Raw genomic sequence first — 23009 nt, 5'->3', positions numbered from 1 at the left:
TTCTATCATTCATAGCTGTCTAAACAGAAAAATTTATAATCCAAACTTACATCGTAGTTTTAACAGACTGACGTTCAACCAATGTTGAACGTAGTGTTTTTACTTCAGGTTTTCGTCCGGGATTCTCTATACGTTTAATCAATGTATCCGCAGCCAATCTACCCAGTTCTGCCTTAGGCTGATGAATAGTAGTTAACGGCGGCGATGTATACGACGCTAGTTCTATATCATCATAACCTATCACGGATATATCATCCGGAATCCTGTAACCCCGTGTCTGAAGGGCACAAATGACACCCATTGCCATCAAATCATTACCGACAAACAAGGCGGATGGTGGTTGCTGTCCATCATCCAGACCATTCAGTAAACGATTAGCCGCTTCAAAACCACTTTCTGCCGTCAGACGCCCTTCAATAATCCAGCCAGCCGGTATACCCGACTCTTCCAGCGCCCTGTGATAGCCTGCCAGCCGCTGAGAGCTGGGAGACAAATCTGCAGGGCCACTGATACAGGCTATGGAGCGATGACCATTGTTCAGCAAATGGCGGGTAGCTTCATACCCTCCCTGCTCTGGGTCTTCCATAATGACATCAGCTTCCATCCCCGGAGCCTGACAATCAAGAATGACCAGAGGCCATTGGCAGCGATCTCGCAGCATTTCAAAAAAGCCCGGATCACTGTGAGCCGACATGACCAACAGGCCATCAATGCGCTTTTCTTCCAGGGTCTGCAAATAAGATGCCTGTTTATCCAGGTTATCATCGGAATTACACAGTACCAGATGATATCCCCGCTCATAACAGGTTGCTTCTACACCATGAATCACTTCCGCAAAAAACGGATTGGCATTCGAGCCTGTCAGCATACCAATGGTGTAGGTTTTATTTGTTTTCAAACTGCGGGCAACAGCACTGGGTTTATAATTCAATGCCTCAACAGCCTGCCTGACCCGGTATGCCTTATCTTCACTGACAAAGCGGGTACCATTAAGAACATGAGAGACCGTTGAAATAGATACTCCTGCCTGCTTTGCAACATCCTTGATCGTTGCCATAGCGCCGCTCTCTTACCGTTCTATCATAATCTGTTGTACATTTTCTGAGCTATGGGCATCACAGTGCGGCATGCGCTCAGCCAGAAACTGTTCTGTTTCATCCCTTCCCGGGATAGATGTCTGGGCACCACTGCGAGTGACCGAAATGCCTGCGGCAGCATTGGCAAAGCGCGCTGCACCATCGATGCCTATTCCTTCCGCCAGCTTTACCAACAGTGCACCATTAAAGGTATCGCCTGCTGCGGTAGTATCGTTCGCAGATACGTCAAAGCTTGGAACAATCCGGGCTCCCTGCTGATCAGAAATCAGAGCCCCCAGCCTGCCCATAGTGATAACAACCGTCGAAATACCCTTGTCATGTAACACTAAAGCGGCCTGACAAGCACTTTCCGGATTATGGACAGCAACCCCCGTCAATAATTCTGCTTCAGTCTGATTAGGGGTGATCATGTCAACATTGGCTAACAGTTCATCAGACAATGGACGTGCAGGTGCTGGATTGAGAACAACAGTTACGCCTGTACTACGAGCGATTTTTGCCGCTTCGAGAATGGATGCTTCTGGTGTTTCCAGCTGCATAAGCAGGTAGTCTGTACCCGCGATCTCGGCCTTTTTCTCCAGAACCCGCTCAGGGGTTAATGCTGCATTAGCTTCGGCAGCAATACCAATGCAATTTTCTGCATGCCCATCCACAAAAATCAAAGCTACACCGGTATTCAACCCTTCTACCTGTTCAACCAGAGAAGTATCAATACCATCTTCTGCAAACTTATCGACAATTTCACGACCAAAAGCGTCTTGTCCTACACAAGCAAGAAAGTGTGTATTGCCACCCAGCCTGGCACTGGCTACAGCCTGATTAGCGCCCTTTCCACCTGGTATTACATCGTAACGACTACCGGTAACCGTCTCACCGGGACGGGGAAAAGCATCCACTTTCAATACATGGTCTGCATTCACACTGCCAAGAACAAGAATCTGTTTAGTCATGGATCTATCTCTATATTCAGGACTGCTTCGTGATCAGCTTCAACTCTACAGGTGTGTAGACTTCAACCTCTTCGCCCTTGATGGCCTTATCAGCGGTTTCCACACCCACTTCACCAATCATGGATGCCTGCTGCGCGATAGTAGCCGCAAGACCACCTTCTTCTACAGACTTGATACCTTCTTCAGTACCGTCAAAACCTACGACGATGATATCTTTTTTCGCCGCTTGTACAGCTTTCAATGCTCCCAGTGCCATTTCATCATTCTGTGCAAAAATGGCTTTGACATCTGGATGGGCCTGCAGCAGGTTTTCAGTCACATTCAACGCCTTGGTGCGATCAAAATCTGCGGGCTGAGTGGCCACCAGCTCAAGGTTGGTAGCCTTGACAGCTTTCATGAAGCCTTCACCACGCTCACGGGCAGCCGAAGTGCCGGGTACACCTTCCAGCTGAATCACCTGACCTTCACCGCCCAGTTTCTTGGCAATGAATTCACCAGCCATTTCACCACCGGCAATATTGTCGGAAGCTACGTGGGAAACTACATCACCACCATTAGCTCCACGATCAAGAGTAATGACTGGAATTTCTGCACGGTTGGCAGCACGTACAGAATTAGCTGCAGCGTCAGAGTCAGCGGGGTTCAGCAGAATGGCACTGACACCACGCACCGTCAGGTCTTCGGTGTTGGTCATTTCCCTGGCGGAATCATTCTGGGAATCCAGAATCACCAGGTCATAACCCAGCTCCTGAGCTTTTTTCTCAGCCCCTTCTTTCAGGGTGACAAAGAAAGGATTGTTCAAGGTAGACACCACCAGCGCCATCGATTTCTGATCGGAAGCGCCGGATGATTCAGTACCCGTGGAGCCTTCTTCAGGCTTGCTGCAGCCTGTCAGAGCCAGACCTGCAGTCAGGGCAACGGCCAGTGCTCTCTTGATATTAAAAAATGGTTTGCTCTCCTTCTTTTCACACTTGATATTGGAACAAACTACTTTTTGCTCGCTATGGGCATTCATGGAGAAGATCATGGACAACAACCTCATGGTTCCGATTGTTCAGCCGGCTTAGTTCGACTTTATAGGGGCGACAGCCCGATCCCGGAATTCCGGGATCGAGACTGATCTCAAGACTGTTTTGTAGAACGAGTGTCTACCAGAACAGCCAGAAGAATAACGAGCGCCTTGGCAATTAGCTGATAGTAGGAAGAAACATTAAGCAGGTTCAGGGCATTATTCAGGATACCGATGATCAGCACACCGACCAGAGTACCGGTGATTCGTCCCTTGCCACCTGTCAGGCTGGTTCCACCGAGCACTACCGCAGCAATTGCATCCAGCTCGTAACTGGTACCCGCTGTTGGCTGAGCCGAAGCCAGACGACTGGTGACAATCAATCCTGCCAAAGCGGAAAGACCGCCAGAAATGGAATAAACAGCCAGCTTGATACGATCGACATTGATACCGGACAGACGAGTAGCAGATTCGTTACCACCCAGAGCATAGACGTAACGACCCAGTCGTGTGTGATTTAACACGAACCATGCTGCTACAAAGGTCACAGCCATCAGGTAAATCGGAAAAGGAATACCGAACAGGTAACCACTACCAATAAAAGAGAAGGCGTCGGAAGCTGAACCACTGCTGGCAGAAATAGGTCGCCCGTCAGTAAATACCATGGTGGCACCCCGCAGCAGGGTCATGGTTGCCAGAGTGGCAATAAATGCTTGAACACGCCCCTTGGCAATAATCAAACCACTCATGGCACCCATGGCAGCACCACCCGCAAGCGTCAGGGTCACCACCAGCATGATATTGAAATCCATGCCTATCAAGGTGGCTGCCAGAGCCCCGCTCAATGCCAAAATAGAACCCACCGCCAGATCGATGCCACTGGTCAAAATGACGAAGGTCATACCGACAGCGATAATGGCGTTAATAGAAGTCTGTCGCAGAATATTCAGCATATTGTTGGTGCTGAAGAAACTGTCACTGATCATGGAGACCACGACCATGAAGATCAGCAGGGCAATAACCGATTTGTATTCGAACAGGAATTCTTTATTGATACGGAATTTGCTACCGCTGTTCTTTATAAGCCCAGGGCTGCGTGTACCGGCCTGTAAGGTTTGCTCAGTCATAATATTTCTCTCTCTTAAGCTATCGGTATTCACGCGGCCTTACCAACAGCACAACGCATCAATTTTTCCTGTGTGGCTTCCTGACGATCAAATTCGCCGGTAATACTTCCTTCATGCATGACCATGATCCGATCACTCATACCAAGAACTTCCGGCATATCAGACGACACCAGCAAAATACTCATACCCTTGTTCTTGAACTCATTGATTAGCTGGTAGATTTCTTTCTTGGCACCGACATCGACGCCACGGGTTGGTTCATCCAGAATCAGTACTCTTGGATTGATCATCAAACCTTTAGCAATCGCTACTTTCTGCTGGTTACCGCCACTGAGATTTTTGACCAGCTGCCTGGCTGTGGGGGTTTTGATATTGAAGGCTTGAATGAAGTGTTGAACTGAATGCATCTCACGATTGCGATCAATTTTGCCAGTAGCACTCTGGAACTGTTCCAGACTGCAGAGACTCATGTTTTCAGAAACCGAAAGTTCCAGCACAAGACCCTCACCCTTTCGATCTTCAGAGATGTAAACAATTCCAGACTGCAAACCTTCTGCCGGCGTTTTAATCCGCTTGGCCTCACCTGCAACCCGGATTTCACCAGACCAGGCAACATTTGCTCCGTACAGAGCCTTCATCAGTTCAGTTCGGCCCGCACCCATCAGACCTGAAATTCCAAGTATTTCGCCTTCTTTCAATTGAAAGCTAACCTCTTTAACTCCCGGGGCGGAAAGATTTTCTACCTCAAGGGTCAGGGCGCCGGCTTCTACTTCAATACGGGGATACTGTTCTTCAAGAGAACGACCTACCATCTGTTCGATAATGTCGTCCTCGGTCAGCTGTGACACTGCAGTTTCAGCAATAAAGCGACCATCTCTCATGATCGTCGCATCATCACAGATCTGGAAAATTTCCTGTAAACGGTGGGAAATATAAACAATGCCCTTACCTTCAGAGCGCAGCTGACGAATAACCTTGAACAGGCTTTCGGTTTCTTTATCAGTGAGGGCGTCAGTTGGTTCATCCATCACAATCACTTGTGATGAAAATGACAAGGCTTTGGCAATTTCTACCATTTGCTGAACACCAATACTCAGCTTGCCTACAGGTGTAGAGGGGTCAAACTGAACATCCAGCATATCAAGAAGTTTCTGTGCTTCTTCACGCATGGCTTTCCAATTAATTCTACCGAATCGTCCCATGGGCTCACGCCCAAGAAAGATATTCTCAGCAATAGACAGTTCAGGAATCAGATTCAGTTCCTGATGAATAATGCTGACTCCCCGTTCTTGAGAATCCTTGGGGCCCCTGAAAGCCACGTCATCCCCATGGTATTTCAGCTCGCCTTCATCGCGACTGTAAATACCTGTCATGACTTTCATGAGAGTCGACTTACCAGCACCGTTCTCTCCTAACAGTGCCATCACCCTGCCAGGGTATATATTCAGGCAGGCGCCATCCAGAGCCCGGACACCGGGAAATGTCTTGACGACATCTTTCATCTGGAAAACAGGTTCAGGTTTTGACTGGGTACTCACCTCATCCCCCTCAATGCTATCTACCAGCTCAGGGCTGTTTACCAGCTCAGGGCTGTTTACCAGCTCAGGGCTGTTTACCAGCTCAAGGCTGTTTACAATGACAATGCCATTTTCAGTGGTATGAAACCGACGGCATTTCGCGTTTATGCTTTTAATCAGCTCAAGACTGCTTTATTAAAATGCAACGCCAGATTTCAAAATGACATTGGCATAGGGGGTGCATTCCCCTGTACGAACCACTGCCTTACTGAGGTCAGATTGAACTTTGAAAGACTCATGACTGACCTGGACGACTCTGACAGGAGCCCCCTGTTCTTCTTCAAGCAGTCGAATACGCTCAGCAAATTGCTGATGCAACGCAGGACTGACTTGAGCAAACTCTTTAGCAATGATGATTTCTTCTACGACTGTTTCTGATAACAGCACGTCCAGGGTTTCAAGAAACCCGGGCACACCGTGAGTCAAAGCCAGATCGATACGCTCGACACTTCCACCAATAGGCAGCCCGCAATCACAAACAGTCAACCCCTGCCCGTGACCCAGGCTGGCAACTGCTCTGGAAAGCTGTGGATTGAGAAGTCTGGTCTTTTTCATACCGGCCACCGTTCGTTGTGTCTGCATGCCTTCAAGATAAGAAGTTTATTGCTATCGGGATCGCATTGACTGCTGTGTAATCAGATTCAGTAAAACGTTTGCGCAAACGTTTTTCTCGCCGCCACTATAACGATTCAACCCCGGATAAAAATTGACACAGATCAATCAGAAACAAAGCCGCACAGACAAAAACACGAATATCGCTATGAGGAATACCGATTTGATAAGAAGTTAACAGGAGGGAAAATCAATTCACGCAAGGCAAAATGATCAGGATATAACCTGAGTGGCTCAGTCTTCCAAGGACGTTTGCATACGTTCTGCCAGCTTACTGACATCATAGGGGGTCCAGAATCCCCATGGATTCGCTTTTTGATACTCTCCAACCAATTGCAAACTTCTGACCCCGGCTTTCAGTAATCGAGCAACCACCTATGATTGCATCAAGCTGGACGGCAGAACAAGGCGGAACGACGAGTAATAACTAGCTATTGCGGGAGTTCCAACGCAAGGCTGGCGTTCAGATTGCCAGCGCAATAGCGTAGTTAGAAAGTACGATTGGTATTACATGAGAGGTTGATGCATCAGTCTTCCTCATCCTGAATCATCAACCATTCCAGTGCCTGCTGTTTTTCATCCAGCGGGAAGGTTCTTGCCTCAACTCCGGGAAACAACATGTCGGCCCATTCCACAGCATGAGTCAGCCACTTGTTTTCGGTCACTACTGCTTTTTTACTGACCGCTTTGATATGTGGAAGGCCAAATTTGAGATCTTCCCAGAGAGCGGCTAGAGAAATGCCCTCCCACTCTGCCAGCTCAACATAAACAGCTATTTTTTCATGTTGCTCAAATTTGGGCCTGATCGAATCAATCAGAGGTACTATGTCGTTTTGTTCTATCTTGCCTTTTACTTCAATACCTACCAGAAAATCAGCAGGCATGGGTAACAGCTTGATCATAAGTCACGCCTTCTACTCTGCTATTCACATTGAAGAATCAATGTATTATTCGTTTAATGTTTTTGATATCGACGCATCAGTATCAGCAGATAACTGCTCACCGCCAGCGCAGTGAGTCCCAGCAACACTTTCAAAATAACCTGGGGGACCAGCCAGGCTGAAACACCTATTCCCAGCCATAACACAGCCAGAGCCCGATACCCTATTTTGGGCGAGAGCGCCCTGTCATGAAGATACTCTTTCAGTACCGGACCAAACTTTGGATGCCCCAGCAGCCAATCGTTCAATTTTGGAGAAGAACGAACGCTAAGCCACACCGCCATCAACAAAAACACAGTAGTGGGCATTAAGGGCAACAGGGCGCCTATGATGCCAAGAATAATGCAAAGCACTGCCAGCCCCTGATACAAGCTTCGCAATATTGGATTCCTGACCAGCAAAGAATCTTCTTCTGTGATGACCGGATCCGCTAAATGGGGCTCTTTACACTTACTCAAAGGTGGCTTCCTGAATACTCTTCACATAATCCAGCTCTGCCAGCTTTCTCAGAACTTCGTAGTAATCCAGCTGCTTGGTGTCACCTATTGCCAGGTACTCATCTGTGCGACACCGGATTTTTCCCGGTGAATCCCGGTACACAACCAGTGTTGGATCAATAGCCATGACCTGATCAACATGCTCGATCTTGTCGGGAATACAGAATTCATAGGACACAGCTCTCATGTTGTCGCCTGAGCCTCGTAAACCCTCCTTGTTGATCTCATTGAGATCAAACTGGATTTTACCCATATCACCCACTTTCCAGCCCAGCGTGGAGCAACCACCCAGCAACAAAGCCAAGAGGAGTAATGTGGGGGTTTTCAACGACATAAGCAAAACCTTAAAAGAGAACTTGTCCGGTTAGAGACTGCTGAGAAAAAACAAAAGATCAACGCCACTACGCCACTATAGTAACCCTATAGTAACCCTTTTTTCTGGTTCATGGCGGTTAATCACATAAATGCTAACAAATCTTTGCTGCCAGGTGCTGCAGCAACAAAGCCCACCTTAAGTCGCACTATCGTCTAACACATGAACTACAAGAAATCCGAAGCTGGCAACCCAGCAGCAAGAAGCGTCACCCATGAATGAAAACTCAAAATTCTATCTATACTGTCCTTTTCTACACTTATTCCCCATCAAATATGCATTCACACCTTGTTCTTCGAACCGTCCTGTTGCTGCTGATCTTGATTTCCAACAGCAGCTTTTCTGCCTCTCTGAACAAGAGCTTCTGGCTCGGTGAAGGTTTTCAGCAAACCAGTGACAGCTTCGACCAGATTCGTAACCACCGCCCAGTACTTCAAGCATTCATGAATCAACTGCCAAAGGGTGGCAATTTGCATCATCACCTGATGGGAGCGATTCCACCCATGGAAATCATTGATGTCGCGATAGAACGAGGGTTTTGCATAGATACCCAGTACCACTTTGCCAAGTGCGATGGCTCTCTGCAGACAGTGAAGGACTTCATCAGTCAGGAAGAAAACCGTGAGGCCCTGATCCAAAAGCTGAGGGTTCCCGAGAGTACCGATACCACTCAGGTTCGTAACTGGCGCTTCTTCAACTTCTTTCCCTTGGTTGCGACCCTGTTTGATGGAATAGATTCTGACTTCGTTTCATTTATTCGGGAAAAAGCAGCCGTTGACAGGCTTTCATACATAGAGTCGATAATCTACTGGAATGAGGCAACCGGGCCTGATCAGCTGTTTGAACTCATCACCCACTTCCCGATACCGGATCCGGACAGCACCAGTAGCCTGGAAGACTTTCGTGCCAAGCTGGTTGCCCAGCAAAGTTTTCAAACCCAGTTACAGTCAGCTGCCAGTCAAGTGGCGAATGCCCTGAAAACATCTGAAGACAATTTGAAATGTACTGACAGCCCTTCTCTACCAGCCTGCGCTGTTACTGTTCGATTTCTTCACGAAATTCACCGCACCGATACCCTGCCACGGGTATACGCGCAGATGATCTTTGCTTTTGAACTGGCTCAGCGGAGTCTCTCCGGCAGCGACCCTCAAGTACTGGGCATCAACATAGTGGGCCCTGAAAATAATGATACGGCGCTGAATGACTACCTAAGTCATATGAAAATGCTCAGCTTCCTGAAAAACAACAGCAATTACCCTCTGGTAAAAGATCACATCAGCCTGCATGCAGGAGAGCTGGTCAAAGCCACGGTTGAGGACATTTACTATCGGACGACGCTGGCCAATGCTATCCAGATAGTTCAGCCCAAACGTATTGGCCACGGACTCAGTCTGATGGCTCAGGAGTGCCTGCAGCAGTCCAGCGCTGGTAATGAAGAATACGTCAACTGCAGTGCAGAACTGCTGAAAGCCATGCTGGACAATGACATTGCAATTGAAATCCCCTTCACCAGTAATCAGAGACTGAATGGTATTGGCCCCAAAAAAGAGCATCCATTCCCGGTCTATGCAGGTAACAATATTGCAGTGACGTTAGCCACTGACGACCCCGGCATTCTCAAAGTAGACCTGACCAGTCAGTTTGTAGAAGCCGTTTATGGTTTCAGCCCCAATCAAACCACCAACAGTATTCTTTTGTCGTTTGATAAAGTTATCGAGTTCACTCGCAACAGTCTGGAATTCAGCTTTCTTCCCGGTCAGAGCCTTTGGGTAAAGGGTGGAACCAACCCCCGATATCAACAAAGAGTCTCGGCCTGCCTTGATCTTGAGTCTGAAGCCTGCAATAACTTTGTTAGCAGTAATACCAAGGCCAGGTTCCAGAGAGATCATGAGTTAAAACTGGCAGGCTTCATAGGCAGAGAAGGTATCCAGAATGAATTTTTGCTTCAACACCTTTCCCAACAGCTATGAAGCTGTGCAGAAAAGAGCAATAAAATGGCAAAAGAATTCTTCTCAAGATTGAACATAAGCTTTCTGGCATTGCTCTGCTTCTGCCTTCTCGCTCTGTACACTCAGGCTTATGCCAAAGAGCACCTTCGAGTCTTACCTGACAATTGCACTCCTTCTTATCTAAGCGAACATTTTAATGATGTTTTGCCCTGTTACCTGAAGCAGGAAGATAACCATTACCAATGGAATGCCGGTGTAGCGACTGAAGAGACCATTGAGCTGGATGGGAAAGAGCTGAAGGTCAAAGCATACCCAGTCAATATGAAGTCTCTTCGCTGGAGTATTGGTGAGCAGGATAGAGTCTCAGACCCGATCTGGGAGCACCGGATCATGGTCTATGTGCCGGAAAAAGTGACGTCCGACAGTGCTTTGCTTTATATCAACGGCGGCATCATCCACCAGCCAGCTGACAAACCCGTGACAACTAAAGGTCCTAATGATGACCTGCTGTTTTCTCATATAGCGGCCAGAACCGAGTCCGTAGTCGTTGACCTGAAAGATATTCCCAACCAGTTTCTGCAATTTGGCGATGATAAGCCTCTCAGGGAAGATGCCCTGATTGCCTATACCTGGCAGAAATTCATCGATAACCCAAAGAAAAACTACAACTGGCCACTTCGACTGCCAATGGTAAAGGCCTCTGTTCGGGCTATGGATACCATTCAGGCACTGATGAAAGAAAAACACATCAATATTGCCCACTTTGTATTGGCCGGAGGGTCTAAACGAGGCTGGACCGTTTGGTTGACGGCAGCAATGGACAACCGGGTAACGGCCATAATACCCATGGTGATTGATGTCCTTAATTTGCAGGACAGCATGCGGCTCCACTTTAACAGCTACAAACGCTGGGCTCCCGCTGTGCAAGACTACTACACATTAATGCCCACAATTGGCACCCAGCCTCTGGCCCAATTGATGGAAGTAGTCGACCCCTACTCCTATCTGTCGCAACTGACTATGCCGAAGTACATCATCAATGCCACTGGCGATGACTTCTTCTTGCCCGACTCCAGTCAGTTCTACTTTGATGACCTGAAAGGCGATAAATGGTTGAGGTTTCTCCCAGACCTGAGGCACTACATCGTCAAGATGGATCGAAATCTGGTCAGTGAAACCACGGAATCCTTTTACGGAGCCATCATAGAAGATCGTCCCATGCCAATGATTAGCTGGACTATTAATGATGAACGTCTGAAAGTAGTGGCTTCAATGCCACCCAAAGCCATGACACTGTGGACAGCTGAAAACCCAGAAGCCAGAGACTTTCGAACCAGTCCAGACAACCCCTCAGTGACACCATTCAAGTCCGAAGCCATCAAGTTTCATTGTAAAGAAAGCTGCCGGGCAGACATTTCACTGAATGCCCCAGAGAAGGGTTGGAAAGCCAGCTTTGTAGAGCTGATTTATCCTAACCCTCCTTATCGTGACCTGTCGTTCACTACTCGTGTATTTATCACTCCGGATATATATCCTGAACAGTAGCTACAATGCTGGCCGAGTGAGAATACCGGTGTCTTTCGTCACTTTTTTACCTTTGTTCTAGCCAAAATAACTGACCTCTTTATTGTCAGCATGGGTATCAAAATTCAAAAGTCCCTTGTCGGCCTGCTACAGGTATTGCACCTGATCATCCTTGTTCATAGCCAGATGATACTAATAGAGTCGCGATTCACTCATGGTAAATCATTTTTACAGATTGTTGCCGCCGCCCTAATGACTGGGTCAGAGGCATGCAATCCATACCCGTTTTGACCTGCTTTACAGTGACTGTCCAAACCATCCATAGACTATGTAACGCACAGGATTATCAGGACACTGTTCAAGCCCGCACTCAAAGAAAATAGAAACAATATTAGCGACGGTCAGAAAGACCAGAAGCCCAAAAGCCCAATGTGAAAACAGACGTATTCTGGGGTCTCGTGCTTCTGAAACTTCGTCCTTATCGGCATGCAGCTCAAACTGTCTGGAATAACCAATGACGATAGCGATGTAAACGATTGAGACAGAACAAAGAATATACACCCACGTATACATATGCAGCCCCAGAAAAGCGGAACCATACCCCTGAGGTGAAGTTACATGCAGCGCTATTTGTCTTAGTGAAATAAAACTGGTTAAAACAGCAGCCACTATAGACAGGCTGTAATGACTGGGACGAACATGATACCTCATGTTCAGAAGGAACCCTGAAGCAATAGCCAGAATCCCCTGCCTCTGCAGAATACAAAGCGGACAAGGCAGCTCTCCCATCACAAACTGGAACCAGAAAGCGAAAATAAGTAGAAAACAAACCGCCGTTACTTCCAGAGCACTGGCACACTTCACAAAATTATTGATCTCTCTGCGCGAGCTCATCATCAGTCCCTCGCTACAGATATATTTTTAAATGATCAGAAATATGATGCATAAAAACCAGTGCAATCAAAAGCAGAGCAATGCTGAAACAGACTACTCCCCACCTTCGATTGAACCAGGCGACAATGACTGAAAATAATATGAAGATAAAAGACAACAAAGCATAAGGCATTGCTAATACTCCCCAGCCTGAATAAGACAGCTTCTGAGGAGCATAGCTTCTGAATTCAATCGGGTGATGCCCATTTATCGAATGAAAAACCCGGAGCTACTAAATCAGTGGCGTAAAATCGTTTTCTGATACATTTTCAAGGCTCTTTCCGCATCATGGGCAGAGAGTCTTTGGGTACCATCCAGTTCAAATATCTGATACAAAAAATCAGCCATCGCTGGTATAAACCGTGCATCAGACCCTGTCAGTGACTCTTCCAGAAAACGATCTAAATGCTGATGGATTTGCTCCCGAAGTTGATGTTGCTGCTCTGTACTCAATTGATGGTAGGGTAATGTCTCAAATGGAAAAGAATGAAACTCATCCAGAAACTTCCGATCAGAATCGAGCATTTTTTCTGGGTTAAGCACGCTTAGAAGCGTTAGCCCTGCAGCCCAGATATCCGATGCCGGCAATGGTGGCTCAAAGTTAGCGTGAAAGGGCTTGATTTCACGAGTTCCAGCCACCCGCTCGTTATCAGCCAAAACCATCCCGTCGATACCGCTTGAAGCAAAGCCTGTTTTTGAGGTGGTCTCTCCGAAATCAGCAATCCATAGACTTTTACCTTTCAGCAAAAGGTTGGCTGGTTTTATATCCTGATGCACAAGATTGAGCGACTCCATGCAATCCAACCCGGAGAAAAGATCTCGCCCCAAATCCGCAAATTGATGGAGACTTAACGGCCCTTTGGATAACTGGTTTTCCAGACTGGTATCCGCTTTTTCCAGGAAGATCAGAGGTTCTCCTGAGGTCGTTACCCCTGCCCCCTTAAAAGGCACAATATTAATGAAGCCAGGATGGTCCGAGGCCAGTTTAACTAAACCGGTTAATACGCCCGCTTCACGGATGATGCCATTGGCATCAGAATAGATAGGCTTATTGTCATCGGGATCAATAAAACAATAGCTACGCTTCGCGATCAGTGGCTCGCCGATTATTTTACAGTCCACTACACAACCATTGGATCCCGATGCCAAGCAGACAGATGATCGTTCAGCATCCTCTTTGCATGTCACAGGGTCACCCAGGTCGTCATCGCATTGAACACTGCTATTGGTACCTTTGAACTCTACCTTAATACCAGGAACGATCACCTTAACCTGAATGCCAGAGTCAATATTTTTGCCAATGGTTCTGGCTTTGAGTGTCTGAACATCATCAGTCAATTCTACTGATCGCTGCCTGAATGACTTTTGCAGAAAGGTATCTGAGACATCCGCCTGTAGCTCCTTCGCTGATTCAGCCACTGAAATATTTTGGGCTGGACTAGGAGATTCTGTCTTTCCATTGTCTGCTTCCCGGCTCTTAAATAAATTCAGAAAAAACCCGCTTCCCTTGATTTTATCCACCCAGCTGCCTCCTGCCCCTGAATAAATCTAATGATATTCAATAGAGTATCGGCTAAAAACCATTAAGAGACAGTCTGAGTAGCATGATGGAGGGCAATCAGTTTCTGGCTATAGTCAGGACTGCCTTCTAATGATTTATCCATAGACTCCAGTCACTCCTACCTCTCTGCAGTCAAACAAGGGGCACTCTATTTGGAGGCCAACCATCCATTGCACCTCCCAAATTCGTAAAGTGGGCCATACATCCACACATGTTTTGGCCAGAAGCATCATTCTGATTTTTTATGCTTTGTTTAGTAGGTGATCAGGGTGAGCGAACGCTGGCAACAACGTAGCATCTTGAAAGGCGATGGGTATACGACATCCTTAACCCAGACCAGAAAAGAGGTTCCTGCCTCTACAAGACCTTTGCCAAAGCTTCCGGCATGAGCCTTTCTCTGCTCGGCTGGGCTCATGGCCTGATATTTCTTATCGATAGCGGCGGCTTCTGCTTTCTCGCTGGCGATAATCTGGTTCAGTTTCAGCTTGATCTGATCGTAGAATGTTTGAATATTTTCACGGCTTTTTCGCTGATCCCGGTGGGTGACAAAAACCTTGAGATCGCCTTTTTCCAGTGCATTGCCCAGCCGAATGCCGCTAGGAGGCTGACCGAGAATAGCGTCCGAGCATAAAATTCAGTAGAACGAGTCAGCTTTTTCACTGAATTTATGCTCGGACGCTATTCTCGGTCAGCCTCACAGACTGGCTGTGCACCTGTAAAGATCAGGCGAAAGGACTGATACCCACTTTCTTGCGGATGTCCTGCAGGAATGGCGCTGCTTCAGCACGGGCTTTTTCCGCACCTTTTTTCAGCTCAGCTTCAATAAACGCAGGATCGGCCATCAGAGCGTTGTAGCGCTCACGAGGCTCTGTAAGTACTGTGTTGATGTATTCAAAGAGTTCATTTTTCAAGTCACCCCAGCCAGCACCCGCTTCGTACTGCTTACGCTTTTCAGCAATCTCGGCTTCAGTTGCAAAGGCTGAGAAGATCTGGAACAAGGTGCAGGTCGCCGGATCTTTCGGTTCACCAGGCTCCAGGGAGTTGGTTTTGATTTTGCGGATTAGCTTGAGCAGCTTTTTCTCAGGTACAAACAACGGAATAGTGTTGTCGTAGCTCTTGCTCATTTTGCGACCATCAAGACCATTGAGCACCGCAGTGTTTTCACCCACTACGGCTTCTGGCATAACGAACCTGGTCTTGTAGTGATGATTCATACGACCGGCAATATCACGGGCCATTTCCAGATGCTGAACCTGATCACGACCCACTGGCACACGATTAGCGTTGAACATCAGGATGTCAGCCGCCATTAAGATCGGGTAGTTAAACAGCCCCATCAGAATGCCTTTATCCAAGTCTGACTCACCCGCTTCCTGGTTGGCCTGAGTAGAAGCCTTGTAGGCATGGGCACGATTCATCAAGCCTTTCGCGGTCATGCAGCCCACAATCCAGTTCAGCTCCATAATTTCCGGAATATCAGACTGACGATAAAAGGTGACACGGTCGGTATCCAGACCCAGAGCCAGCCAGGTGGCAGCAATTTCCAGCCCGGACTGGTGAATACGCTTGGGATCACGCCCCTTGATCAGGGCATGGTAGTCCGCCAAAAACAGGTAAGACTGGATGTTTTCGTCACGACTCTCTTCAATCGCAGGACGAATAGCCCCCACATAATTGCCCAGGTGCGGCGTGCCTGTGGTGGTAATACCGGTTAATACTTTGGTCTTTGTCATGGGGTCACTCGTGGGCCTCATGAAGTGGCAATGGGCACTTCACTGGAAACAGGAAGGCGGCATTATAGAAGAGGCAAGGCAGGTAGCTCAACCACAGGCAGGTTCAGAGATAAACAGAACAGTGAAACGAGATCAGTGCGAGAGAATCCCGCACTCTTTCATCTTATTGAGTAGAGGCATCATACTGGGTGACATAAAGATAGGTTTTGGTTTCATCCCCAGCTTTAATGTTTAGCACCTGAGTACTGCCGATATCGAATTTAGCTCTACCGTACTCATTCGTCATGCCGGTTGCCAACACTTTCCCTGTTTTACTGGTCACTTCCACCTTGGTATTGGCGTCAGTAATCACTGAAAGTTGATTTCCGCCCCAGGCACCCACAGCAGCAAATGAAGACGATGCAAATAGAGCTGAGATAGCGAGTGTGGCCAGTTTTTTCATGAGGGATACTCCTTGTAAGACAGATGCGTTTCGAGCACAGCCCTAGAGTCTCGCTTTATCCAGAATGGTTCAAACGGGTTTACATCTCCCTACTCGATGAAAATAAAAACTTAGAATCAACTTACTCTATCTGTAGAACCAACTGACACAGCACTGACACACCGCTCTCGTTTATGCTACATAATCAATACGACCATCGAAGTTATCGATGGTCGTCTACTCCTGTCAGCTCTTTGGCTTTAGTTAGGCAGAACGTTCCAGCCTGTATTTATAGGAATTTGATAACTTTTTAGCCTCTGAATGTAGGAGCTCAGCTCTACTTTCTTTATGGTTTCCGGGAAAAGATCTTTCACATATTTCTGATGAGAGATTTCAGAGTCCCAGAATGAGATCACCAAGTAACGATTTTCTATCTCATGGCTTTTAGCTATGTACCCACCTAGCATTCCTAGACAGGAAGACATTGCCGGGTTCAAGATATTCTCCTGATCTTTTAAAAACTGTGCCTCTCCATGACTTCTGAGATAGCAATCCGTCACTCTAAGGAAGCTGAAGTCCGTTATTGAACAGGAATAACCTGGAGCAAAAGCAGGTATATCGCTGGCTGTAGAGAAGTACTCTACATCACACTGACTGTATGTTGTTTGTTGATTAATTCGATCTGCTATCGGGTCATGTGAGTGGCTCATGAATTCTTTGATGCTGGACATCCCATCCCAGACAGCAAGAATAAAAGCGTCTTGACCATCAAGCTCCCAACCACCGAGTTGACCAACCAGTCCATTACAGCCAGAAATCGCTGACCATTGTTTTTGTTTGTCAGAGAAGGCTTCTTTCATATCAGGTAAGGGCGTGCACCTGATGACTTTAAGAATCATGATTTTATTAACCTGGAAGACGAGAAAGGTGGCTAATTCTTCTTTTTCAAATGAGCAGCCACCGATCCATCGATGACTGCTCACCTTTATCAGCCTCTCAGATGCTCTGCGTGAAAATGCAGATGATCTTCAATAAAGCTGGCTATGAAGAAGTAGCTATGGTCATAGCCAGACTGCATTCTTAACGACAGTGGGTAACCCTTTTCGGCAGAAGCCTGCAATAGAGATTCCGGTTTCAGCTGTTCTGCCAGAAAACCATCAGCGTCGCCCTGATCCACCAGTATCGGTAAAGGATTACTGACATTCGAACGTTTCAACAGTTCAACACTGTCGTAGGCTTTCCAGGCAGACTGATCATCACCCAGATAAGCGCCAAAAGCCTTGTGACCCCAAGGGCAGTCTGTCGGGTGACAGATCGGGCTGAATGCAGACACTGAACAAAAGCTCTCAGGGTTTCGCAGGGCAATCATTATTGCACCATGACCTCCCATGGAATGTCCGCTGATTGAACGCTTTTCGCATACCGGAAAGTGCTTTTCAACCAGTGCAGGTAATTCCTCTACCACATAATCATACATTCGGTAGTGCTGACTCCAGGGCTCCTGAGTAGCATTGACATAAAAGCCGGCTCCCAGCCCCAGGTCGTACTGACCTTCAGGATCATCCGGCACGCCTTCCCCTCTGGGGCTCGTGTCCGGTGCGACTATAGCCATACCTAAATCAGAAGCCAGTCGCATGGCGCCGGCTTTCTGCATAAAGTTTTCGTCAGTACAGGTCAGGCCGGACAACCAATACAGCACCGGAACGTCTTCACCATCGTCCACATGAGGTGGCAGATACACTGCAAACCGCATCTCACAGTTCAGGGTTTCTGACCAATGTGAATATTGACGATGCCAGCCATCGAAACACTTTTGCTCACTGACTTTTTTTACTGTCAGGCTCTGAACGGGCTTATTGGTCATAATGAATGACAGAGCGAATGCTTCTGCCCTCATGCATCAGGTCAAATGCCTGGTTGATGTCGCCCAGCCCCATGGTATGAGTAATAAAATCATCCAGTTTGAACTCGCCTGCCAGGTACTGCTCAACAATGCCCGGCAGTTCAGAGCGGCCTTTAACGCCACCAAATGCACTGCCACGCCATACCCGACCGGTGACCAGTTGGAATGGACGGGTAGAGATTTCCTGGCCAGCTCCGGCTACACCAATAATGACCGACTCGCCCCAACCTTTATGGCAGCATTCCAGCGCTGAACGCATGACATCGACATTTCCAATACATTCAAAGGAGAAGTCCACTCCGCCGTCAGTCATTTCAACAATCACTTCCTGAATCGGCTTGTCGAAGTCCTTTGGATTAATGCAGTCGGTGGCTCCCAGCTTTTTTGCCAGATCAAACTTGGACGTGTTGATATCAATGGCAATGATCCGGCTGGCTTTAGCCATCACCGCACCAATCACTGCCGACAGACCAATACCACCCAGACCAAAAATAGCAACAGTGTCGCCTTCCTGTACCTTGGCAGTATTCATCACAGCGCCCATTCCGGTTGTGACACCACAACCCAGCAGACAAACTTCTTCCAGAGGGGCTTCAGGATTCACCTTGGCCAGTGAAATCTCGGGTAGAACCGTATACTCAGAAAAAGTGGACGTGCCCATGTAATGATAAATTGGCTCACCATCCTTGTAGAAACGGGTGGTTCCGTCTGGCATCAAGCCCTTGCCCTGAGTCTCGCGAATTTTCTGGCAAAGGTTGGTTTTGCCCGATTTACAGAATTTACACTCACCACATTCAGGGGTGTAAAGCGGGATAACATGGTCGCCTACCGATACGCTGGTCACGCCGTCACCCACTGCTTCAACAATACCGCCGCCTTCATGGCCCAGAATGGCCGGGAAAACACCCTCAGGGTCTTCTCCGGACAGTGTGAAGGCATCGGTATGGCAAACCCCTGTGGCAACGATCCTGACCAGAACTTCGCCTTTTTGCGGAGGCATAACATCCACTTCTTCAATGGTCAGGGGTTTTCCTGGTCCCCAGGCAATGGCAGCCCGGGACTTGATCATCTTGTCAGTCATGGGAAATTCTCGGTCGGTTTCAGGAGCCCGACCGAGAATAGGCAGGTCGGCCTAAAATCCAGAAAGAACGGCCCATTTTTCCGATAAATTTGATTGAATAGGCCCACTATTCGCACAAATTTATCGAAAAAATGGCCTCGTTCTACTGAATTTTATTCTTGACCACTATTCTCGGTCAGGCTCCCAGGAGTCTGTAGGGCTTATACTTTTGAGCATGAAACTGCCCTGAGTTCGATAAGCCCTCGGGATAATTCCAACCAGTTTACCGCGAAAAATAAAGCCGCGTCGCTTTTTACCCCGTCCCTGTCTTTACTCTGACAAATTCCTTAGGGGACATTTACAAAAAATCCCGGCACACATGGCCGGGATTTTTTACGACTTAAACAAACTGAAAGTTACTGTTTTGGAGAATGACCCAGACCTTCATGGGTAGCATTCAGGATGTCACCGTTGTCTGCATCAATTTCCCAGGAGAACGTTCCGGCCAGACCATTCTGTCGAACGTACTGGGCTTTCACTTTGGCTGACTTGCCATTCTCATAAGTGATCAGCTCGCCGGTACTTGGCTTCCAAACATAGGGAGCCTGAGCTTTTTCATCATAACCGGCAGTCCAGCCGTTCACACCGCTGCCATTGGCATCACCGCCCAGCATTTCACTGACTACCCGGAAGTAATCTACGACACCGGCTTCCCAGTGGCCATTGCCGCTGGTCATAGTGATGGCACCATTGCCTGTGCCCGTGAATGGATCATTTCCATTAACACCGGATACACCTTTCCAACCACGGCCATACATTGCCACGCCCAGTACCAGTTTATTAGCTGGCACTCCCGCAGCTATCAGATTATTCACCGTTTCGTCACCACTGAAACCATCATGAATCGCATTATCACCTGGATAGAGACCGGCCTGATGACCCAGCTGACCATTCCAGGCTCCGTAGTAGTCATAAGTCATGGCAAAGATGTAATCCATGTACTGACTGGCCTGGTTGTAATTCACTGCGTTGATTTTGGCAGGTGCTGCGCCCACTGCACTGGTGATCTCATAGGTACGACCGGTTTCAGCACTGAGTGCATCAAAAGCTTCTCTCAGCTCTTTCATCAGTGCTACGTAAGTTGCACCGTCGGTATCTTTACCCAACGAACCGTTGGCGCCACCGCCGCCTGGGTATTCCCAGTCGATATCGACCCCATCAAAGAAGGTGTAGGTTTTCAAAAACTCTACAACAGAATCCACAAAGATCTTGCGGTTAGCAGTATTGTCCAGATAGAAGAAAGGATCCGACAGCGTCCAGCCACCTACGGAAGGCAGAATCTTCAGGTCAGGATTGGCCAGCTTGATTCTACGCAGCTGGTTGAAAATCCCCCGGTAGTCCTGGTTATACACGTCGTCGGTGTAATTTTTCTCCAGTGCAGCAAACTTGTCATGCACCGTGACTTCAAAATCCTGTTTACCCTGGCAGGACTGCTGTAGCGCACTGTAGCCATTGGCATTCGCTTGCTGCAGGCTGTCATTGGGACCACAGATGGGAACAAACCCATACAGTAGGTGAGTCAGGTTGGAAGCCGGAATCTGGGCGGGCTGATAATCCCTGCCATAAATCCCCCACTCAACAAAGTAAGCACCCACTACGGAGTTGGTTGAGTTGGTATAAGGCTTATGTTTTCTCAAACCAGCAGCACTGTAGTCTGTTGGCAGAGGGGTACCACCGCTACCGCCATTACCGCCATCTCCATCACCGGAACTGCCCCCCACATTAATGGTTTTCTTGTCACTGCCTGTTGAGCCACCTGCGTTGGTCAGGAAAACCTGAAGTTCGTAGGTACCCGCAGAGAAATTCACGGTACATTTGCCATTTTGGGCACTGCTTCCATTCGCCGTCAAAGTCCCTTCACACACTTCACTGCCATTAGACTCCAGTGTCCAGCGGGTGCCGTTACTGCCCCACCACATGTCCCATTTGACCTCAACATTACCCACTTTCTGACTGGCATCCAGCCAGCCTATAACCGGCTTCGCAGGAGCAGCTACGTCCGGATCAGGCGTTGGGTCCGGATCGGGTGTTGGATCTGGATCGGGTGTTGGATCTGGATCAGGTGTTGGGTCCGGATCAGGTGTTGGATCTGGATCAGGTGTTGGATCTGGATCAGGTGTTGGGTCTGGATCAGGTGTTGGGTCCGGATCGGGTGTTGGATTGATACTTCCGGTGACCGCTATCCTTTTAACGTCACTTGTCGTGGAACCGGTATCATTTGAGAGAATAACTTGAAGGTCATAGCTGCCTGCTGTTGGAGAAATGATGCAGGAAGCTTTCTGAGCAGCCTTGCTGGGATTAGCAACCAATGAGCCGGAGCAGACCTGAGTGTTGTTTGAATTCAGTACCCATTCCGTACCGTTTTCTCCCCACCACATATCCCAGTGAACATTGATTGAAGAGCCAGCGGTATGTTCCGCAGGCATCCAGGCAATGGCCGGTTTACCCGGCGCAGCCAGGGCTAAAGATGCACTTCCTGATAACAGCAGACCTGTAAGGAGTCTGCCCGAATAGGACATTCTCATAATGTGTCGTACCTCGTTATTGTTGGTATTATCTCACCCGGTACCACACCGTCAGCCCTGACAGAACGGGTGTTCACTGAATATCTGTGATGAAGCTTTACGTTATCATGAAATCGCTTTCATTTTGCTAGTCGACAATGACCCTATTGGTAAAATTGCGACATTGATCAATATCCAGATAACGCAAAAGAGAACTGTTTCTTAAAATTAAGACTCAGTAAGAACGAAGAGATTGGGGGGAGTGAATAAATGGCTCACATTAACTAGTGCCTGAACGAAAATCCTCGAATAGCTTATAGATCAAGACGTCTACGTCATATTTACCGTATGAAGTTTTTCCTAAAGCTTGGCTTTTAACGCTAGAATAGCCCTAATCATGTCTATTTCCTTCATTCTTCGGCTCAAAAATAATCATGCGACAGGTACAACCCAGACAACTTCAGATCGGTGAAGTGGATATTGGTAGCATTGAACTCGATCATCGGTCCCGTGATGATATTCCCCAGATCCTGCTTGGCTTACAACACCTCTATTTGAATGCCGAAGCCCGGGATTTAGTCTTTTCTCTTCTAGAGCAGGCTGTCCCTGAAAATATCAGCCCTGACAGGGGGCGACCAGGAATGCAGCTGTGGAAGATCCTTGTTCTGGGTGTACTCCGGTTAAATCTTGATTGGAACTATGACCGGCTTCGGGAAATGGCCAACCAACACGCCACCATCCGGGCAATGCTCGGTCACGGGATGTATGACCTGTATGAATATAAGCTCCAGACGATTAAGGATAACGTCTCACTTTTAACCCCCGAACTGCTCAATCAGATTAATGAAGTCGTTGTGGCTGAAGGCCATAAAATAGTTGGAAAAAAAAAGAAGATCCGCTGAGAGGTCGCTGTGACTCTTATGTTTTAGAAACCGATGTTCATTTCCCGACAGATCTCAACCTTTTGTTTGATGCAGTCAGAACTGTCGTTGTTCTTACTGCACGCTTTGCAGCCAGGGCTGAGGTAAGTGGTTGGCGACAGTGGCAATACAACCTGAATCAGTTGAAAAAAATGTATCGTCGTGTACAGATATTACGACACTCTACTTCGAAAGATCCTGCCAAAAAACTTCAAAGGGACAAGGAAATCCGACAAGCCTGTCAGAACTACCTGAATG

The 23009-nt window shown here is 47.8% G+C and carries 21 protein-coding genes and 1 pseudogene; 3 read left to right on the top strand and 19 right to left on the bottom strand.

Annotated features, from left to right (window positions below; translation table 11 throughout):
• Positions 1–46 precede the first annotated feature (46 nt).
• The 9 genes from GZ78_RS20135 to GZ78_RS20095 all read right to left on the bottom strand — a co-directional run bounded on the left by GZ78_RS20135 (position 47) and on the right by GZ78_RS20095 (position 8144).
• Entirely contained in the window at positions 47–1057 is a 1011-nt protein-coding gene (locus GZ78_RS20135; RefSeq protein WP_034840126.1) for a LacI family DNA-binding transcriptional regulator, read from the bottom strand.
• Between the two features lie 12 nt (positions 1058–1069).
• Positions 1070–2047, bottom strand: coding sequence for a ribokinase (gene rbsK / locus GZ78_RS20130; protein ID WP_051786379.1), 978 nt, complete (start codon positions 2045–2047; stop codon positions 1070–1072).
• Between the two features lie 16 nt (positions 2048–2063).
• Positions 2064–3074, bottom strand: coding sequence for a ribose ABC transporter substrate-binding protein RbsB (gene rbsB / locus GZ78_RS20125; protein WP_236631628.1), 1011 nt, complete (start codon positions 3072–3074; stop codon positions 2064–2066).
• Between the two features lie 95 nt (positions 3075–3169).
• Positions 3170–4183 carry a ribose ABC transporter permease gene (gene rbsC, locus GZ78_RS20120; protein WP_081869958.1) on the bottom strand — a complete coding sequence of 338 codons (1014 nt, stop codon included), beginning with the start codon at positions 4181–4183 and terminating at the stop codon, positions 3170–3172.
• Positions 4184–4212: 29 nt separating this feature from the next.
• Complete coding sequence (gene rbsA, locus GZ78_RS20115; protein WP_034840123.1) at positions 4213–5721, bottom strand: ribose ABC transporter ATP-binding protein RbsA; 1509 nt, start codon at positions 5719–5721, stop codon at positions 4213–4215.
• Between the two features lie 174 nt (positions 5722–5895).
• Entirely contained in the window at positions 5896–6315 is a 420-nt protein-coding gene (gene rbsD, locus GZ78_RS20110) for a D-ribose pyranase (RefSeq protein WP_034840521.1), read from the bottom strand.
• Between the two features lie 584 nt (positions 6316–6899).
• Complete coding sequence (locus tag GZ78_RS20105) at positions 6900–7274, bottom strand: SpoIIAA family protein (protein WP_034840120.1); 375 nt, start codon at positions 7272–7274, stop codon at positions 6900–6902.
• 53 nt (positions 7275–7327) lie between these two features.
• Positions 7328–7771, bottom strand: a complete 444-nt coding sequence (locus tag GZ78_RS20100; protein ID WP_081869957.1) for a YbaN family protein — start codon at positions 7769–7771, stop codon at positions 7328–7330.
• The gene (locus tag GZ78_RS20095; protein WP_034840117.1) at positions 7764–8144 is read right to left on the bottom strand and encodes a hypothetical protein; all 381 of its coding nucleotides are present in this window, start codon (positions 8142–8144) and stop codon (positions 7764–7766) included. The genes GZ78_RS20100 and GZ78_RS20095 overlap by 8 nt, the downstream gene beginning before the upstream one ends.
• Positions 8145–8401: 257 nt before the next feature.
• On the opposite strand from GZ78_RS20095, the gene GZ78_RS20090 reads away from it, so the two are divergent.
• The gene (locus tag GZ78_RS20090; RefSeq protein WP_034840115.1) at positions 8402–10153 is read left to right on the top strand and encodes an amidohydrolase family protein; all 1752 of its coding nucleotides are present in this window, start codon (positions 8402–8404) and stop codon (positions 10151–10153) included.
• Positions 10154–10177: 24 nt separating this feature from the next.
• Positions 10178–11677, top strand: a complete 1500-nt coding sequence (locus GZ78_RS20085) for a PhoPQ-activated pathogenicity-related family protein (RefSeq protein WP_051786378.1) — start codon at positions 10178–10180, stop codon at positions 11675–11677.
• A 276-nt stretch (positions 11678–11953) separates the two neighbouring features.
• Here GZ78_RS20085 and GZ78_RS20075 read toward each other — a convergent pair whose 3' ends face one another.
• From GZ78_RS20075 to GZ78_RS20035, 10 genes are all read right to left on the bottom strand, one after another.
• Positions 11954–12553, bottom strand: coding sequence for a disulfide bond formation protein B (locus GZ78_RS20075; RefSeq protein ID WP_034840111.1), 600 nt, complete (start codon positions 12551–12553; stop codon positions 11954–11956).
• 10 nt (positions 12554–12563) lie between these two features.
• Positions 12564–12722, bottom strand: coding sequence for a DUF5993 family protein (locus GZ78_RS31060; RefSeq protein ID WP_407919813.1), 159 nt, complete (start codon positions 12720–12722; stop codon positions 12564–12566).
• A gap of 104 nt (positions 12723–12826) precedes the next feature.
• On the bottom strand, positions 12827–14110 hold the full coding sequence (locus GZ78_RS20070) for a protein kinase domain-containing protein (protein ID WP_034840109.1): 1284 nt from the start codon (positions 14108–14110) through the stop codon (positions 12827–12829).
• A 293-nt stretch (positions 14111–14403) separates the two neighbouring features.
• Complete coding sequence (locus GZ78_RS30400) at positions 14404–14565, bottom strand: hypothetical protein (RefSeq protein ID WP_236631627.1); 162 nt, start codon at positions 14563–14565, stop codon at positions 14404–14406.
• Positions 14566–14872: 307 nt separating this feature from the next.
• Entirely contained in the window at positions 14873–15883 is a 1011-nt protein-coding gene (locus GZ78_RS20060; protein WP_034840104.1) for a tryptophan--tRNA ligase, read from the bottom strand.
• A 163-nt stretch (positions 15884–16046) separates the two neighbouring features.
• The gene (locus GZ78_RS20055) at positions 16047–16325 is read right to left on the bottom strand and encodes a hypothetical protein (RefSeq protein WP_034840101.1); all 279 of its coding nucleotides are present in this window, start codon (positions 16323–16325) and stop codon (positions 16047–16049) included.
• A gap of 239 nt (positions 16326–16564) precedes the next feature.
• Positions 16565–17287 (bottom strand): DUF4937 domain-containing protein, encoded by a 723-nt coding sequence (locus tag GZ78_RS20050; RefSeq protein WP_034840098.1) that lies wholly within the window; start codon positions 17285–17287, stop codon positions 16565–16567.
• 5 nt (positions 17288–17292) lie between these two features.
• Positions 17293–18168, bottom strand: coding sequence for an S-formylglutathione hydrolase (gene fghA / locus GZ78_RS20045; protein ID WP_201772767.1), 876 nt, complete (start codon positions 18166–18168; stop codon positions 17293–17295).
• A complete protein-coding gene (locus tag GZ78_RS20040) occupies positions 18158–19288 on the bottom strand; it encodes an S-(hydroxymethyl)glutathione dehydrogenase/class III alcohol dehydrogenase (protein WP_034840096.1) in 1131 nt (376 codons plus the stop codon). The genes fghA and GZ78_RS20040 overlap by 11 nt, the downstream gene beginning before the upstream one ends.
• Before the next feature lie 395 nt (positions 19289–19683).
• Complete coding sequence (locus GZ78_RS20035; protein ID WP_169741428.1) at positions 19684–21852, bottom strand: glycosyl hydrolase family 18 protein; 2169 nt, start codon at positions 21850–21852, stop codon at positions 19684–19686.
• Between the two features lie 413 nt (positions 21853–22265).
• Between GZ78_RS20035 and GZ78_RS28490 the strand changes: the two are divergent.
• Positions 22266–23009, top strand: a pseudogene (locus tag GZ78_RS28490) (ISNCY-like element ISEnu1 family transposase); the annotation flags it as partial.

The sequence above is a fragment of the Endozoicomonas numazuensis genome, assembly GCF_000722635.1.
In the GTDB taxonomy this organism is placed as follows: Bacteria; Pseudomonadota; Gammaproteobacteria; order Pseudomonadales; family Endozoicomonadaceae; genus Endozoicomonas_A; species Endozoicomonas_A numazuensis.
Note: the sequence above shows the minus strand (reverse complement) of the source record. Positions and strands in the feature narration are given on the sequence as shown.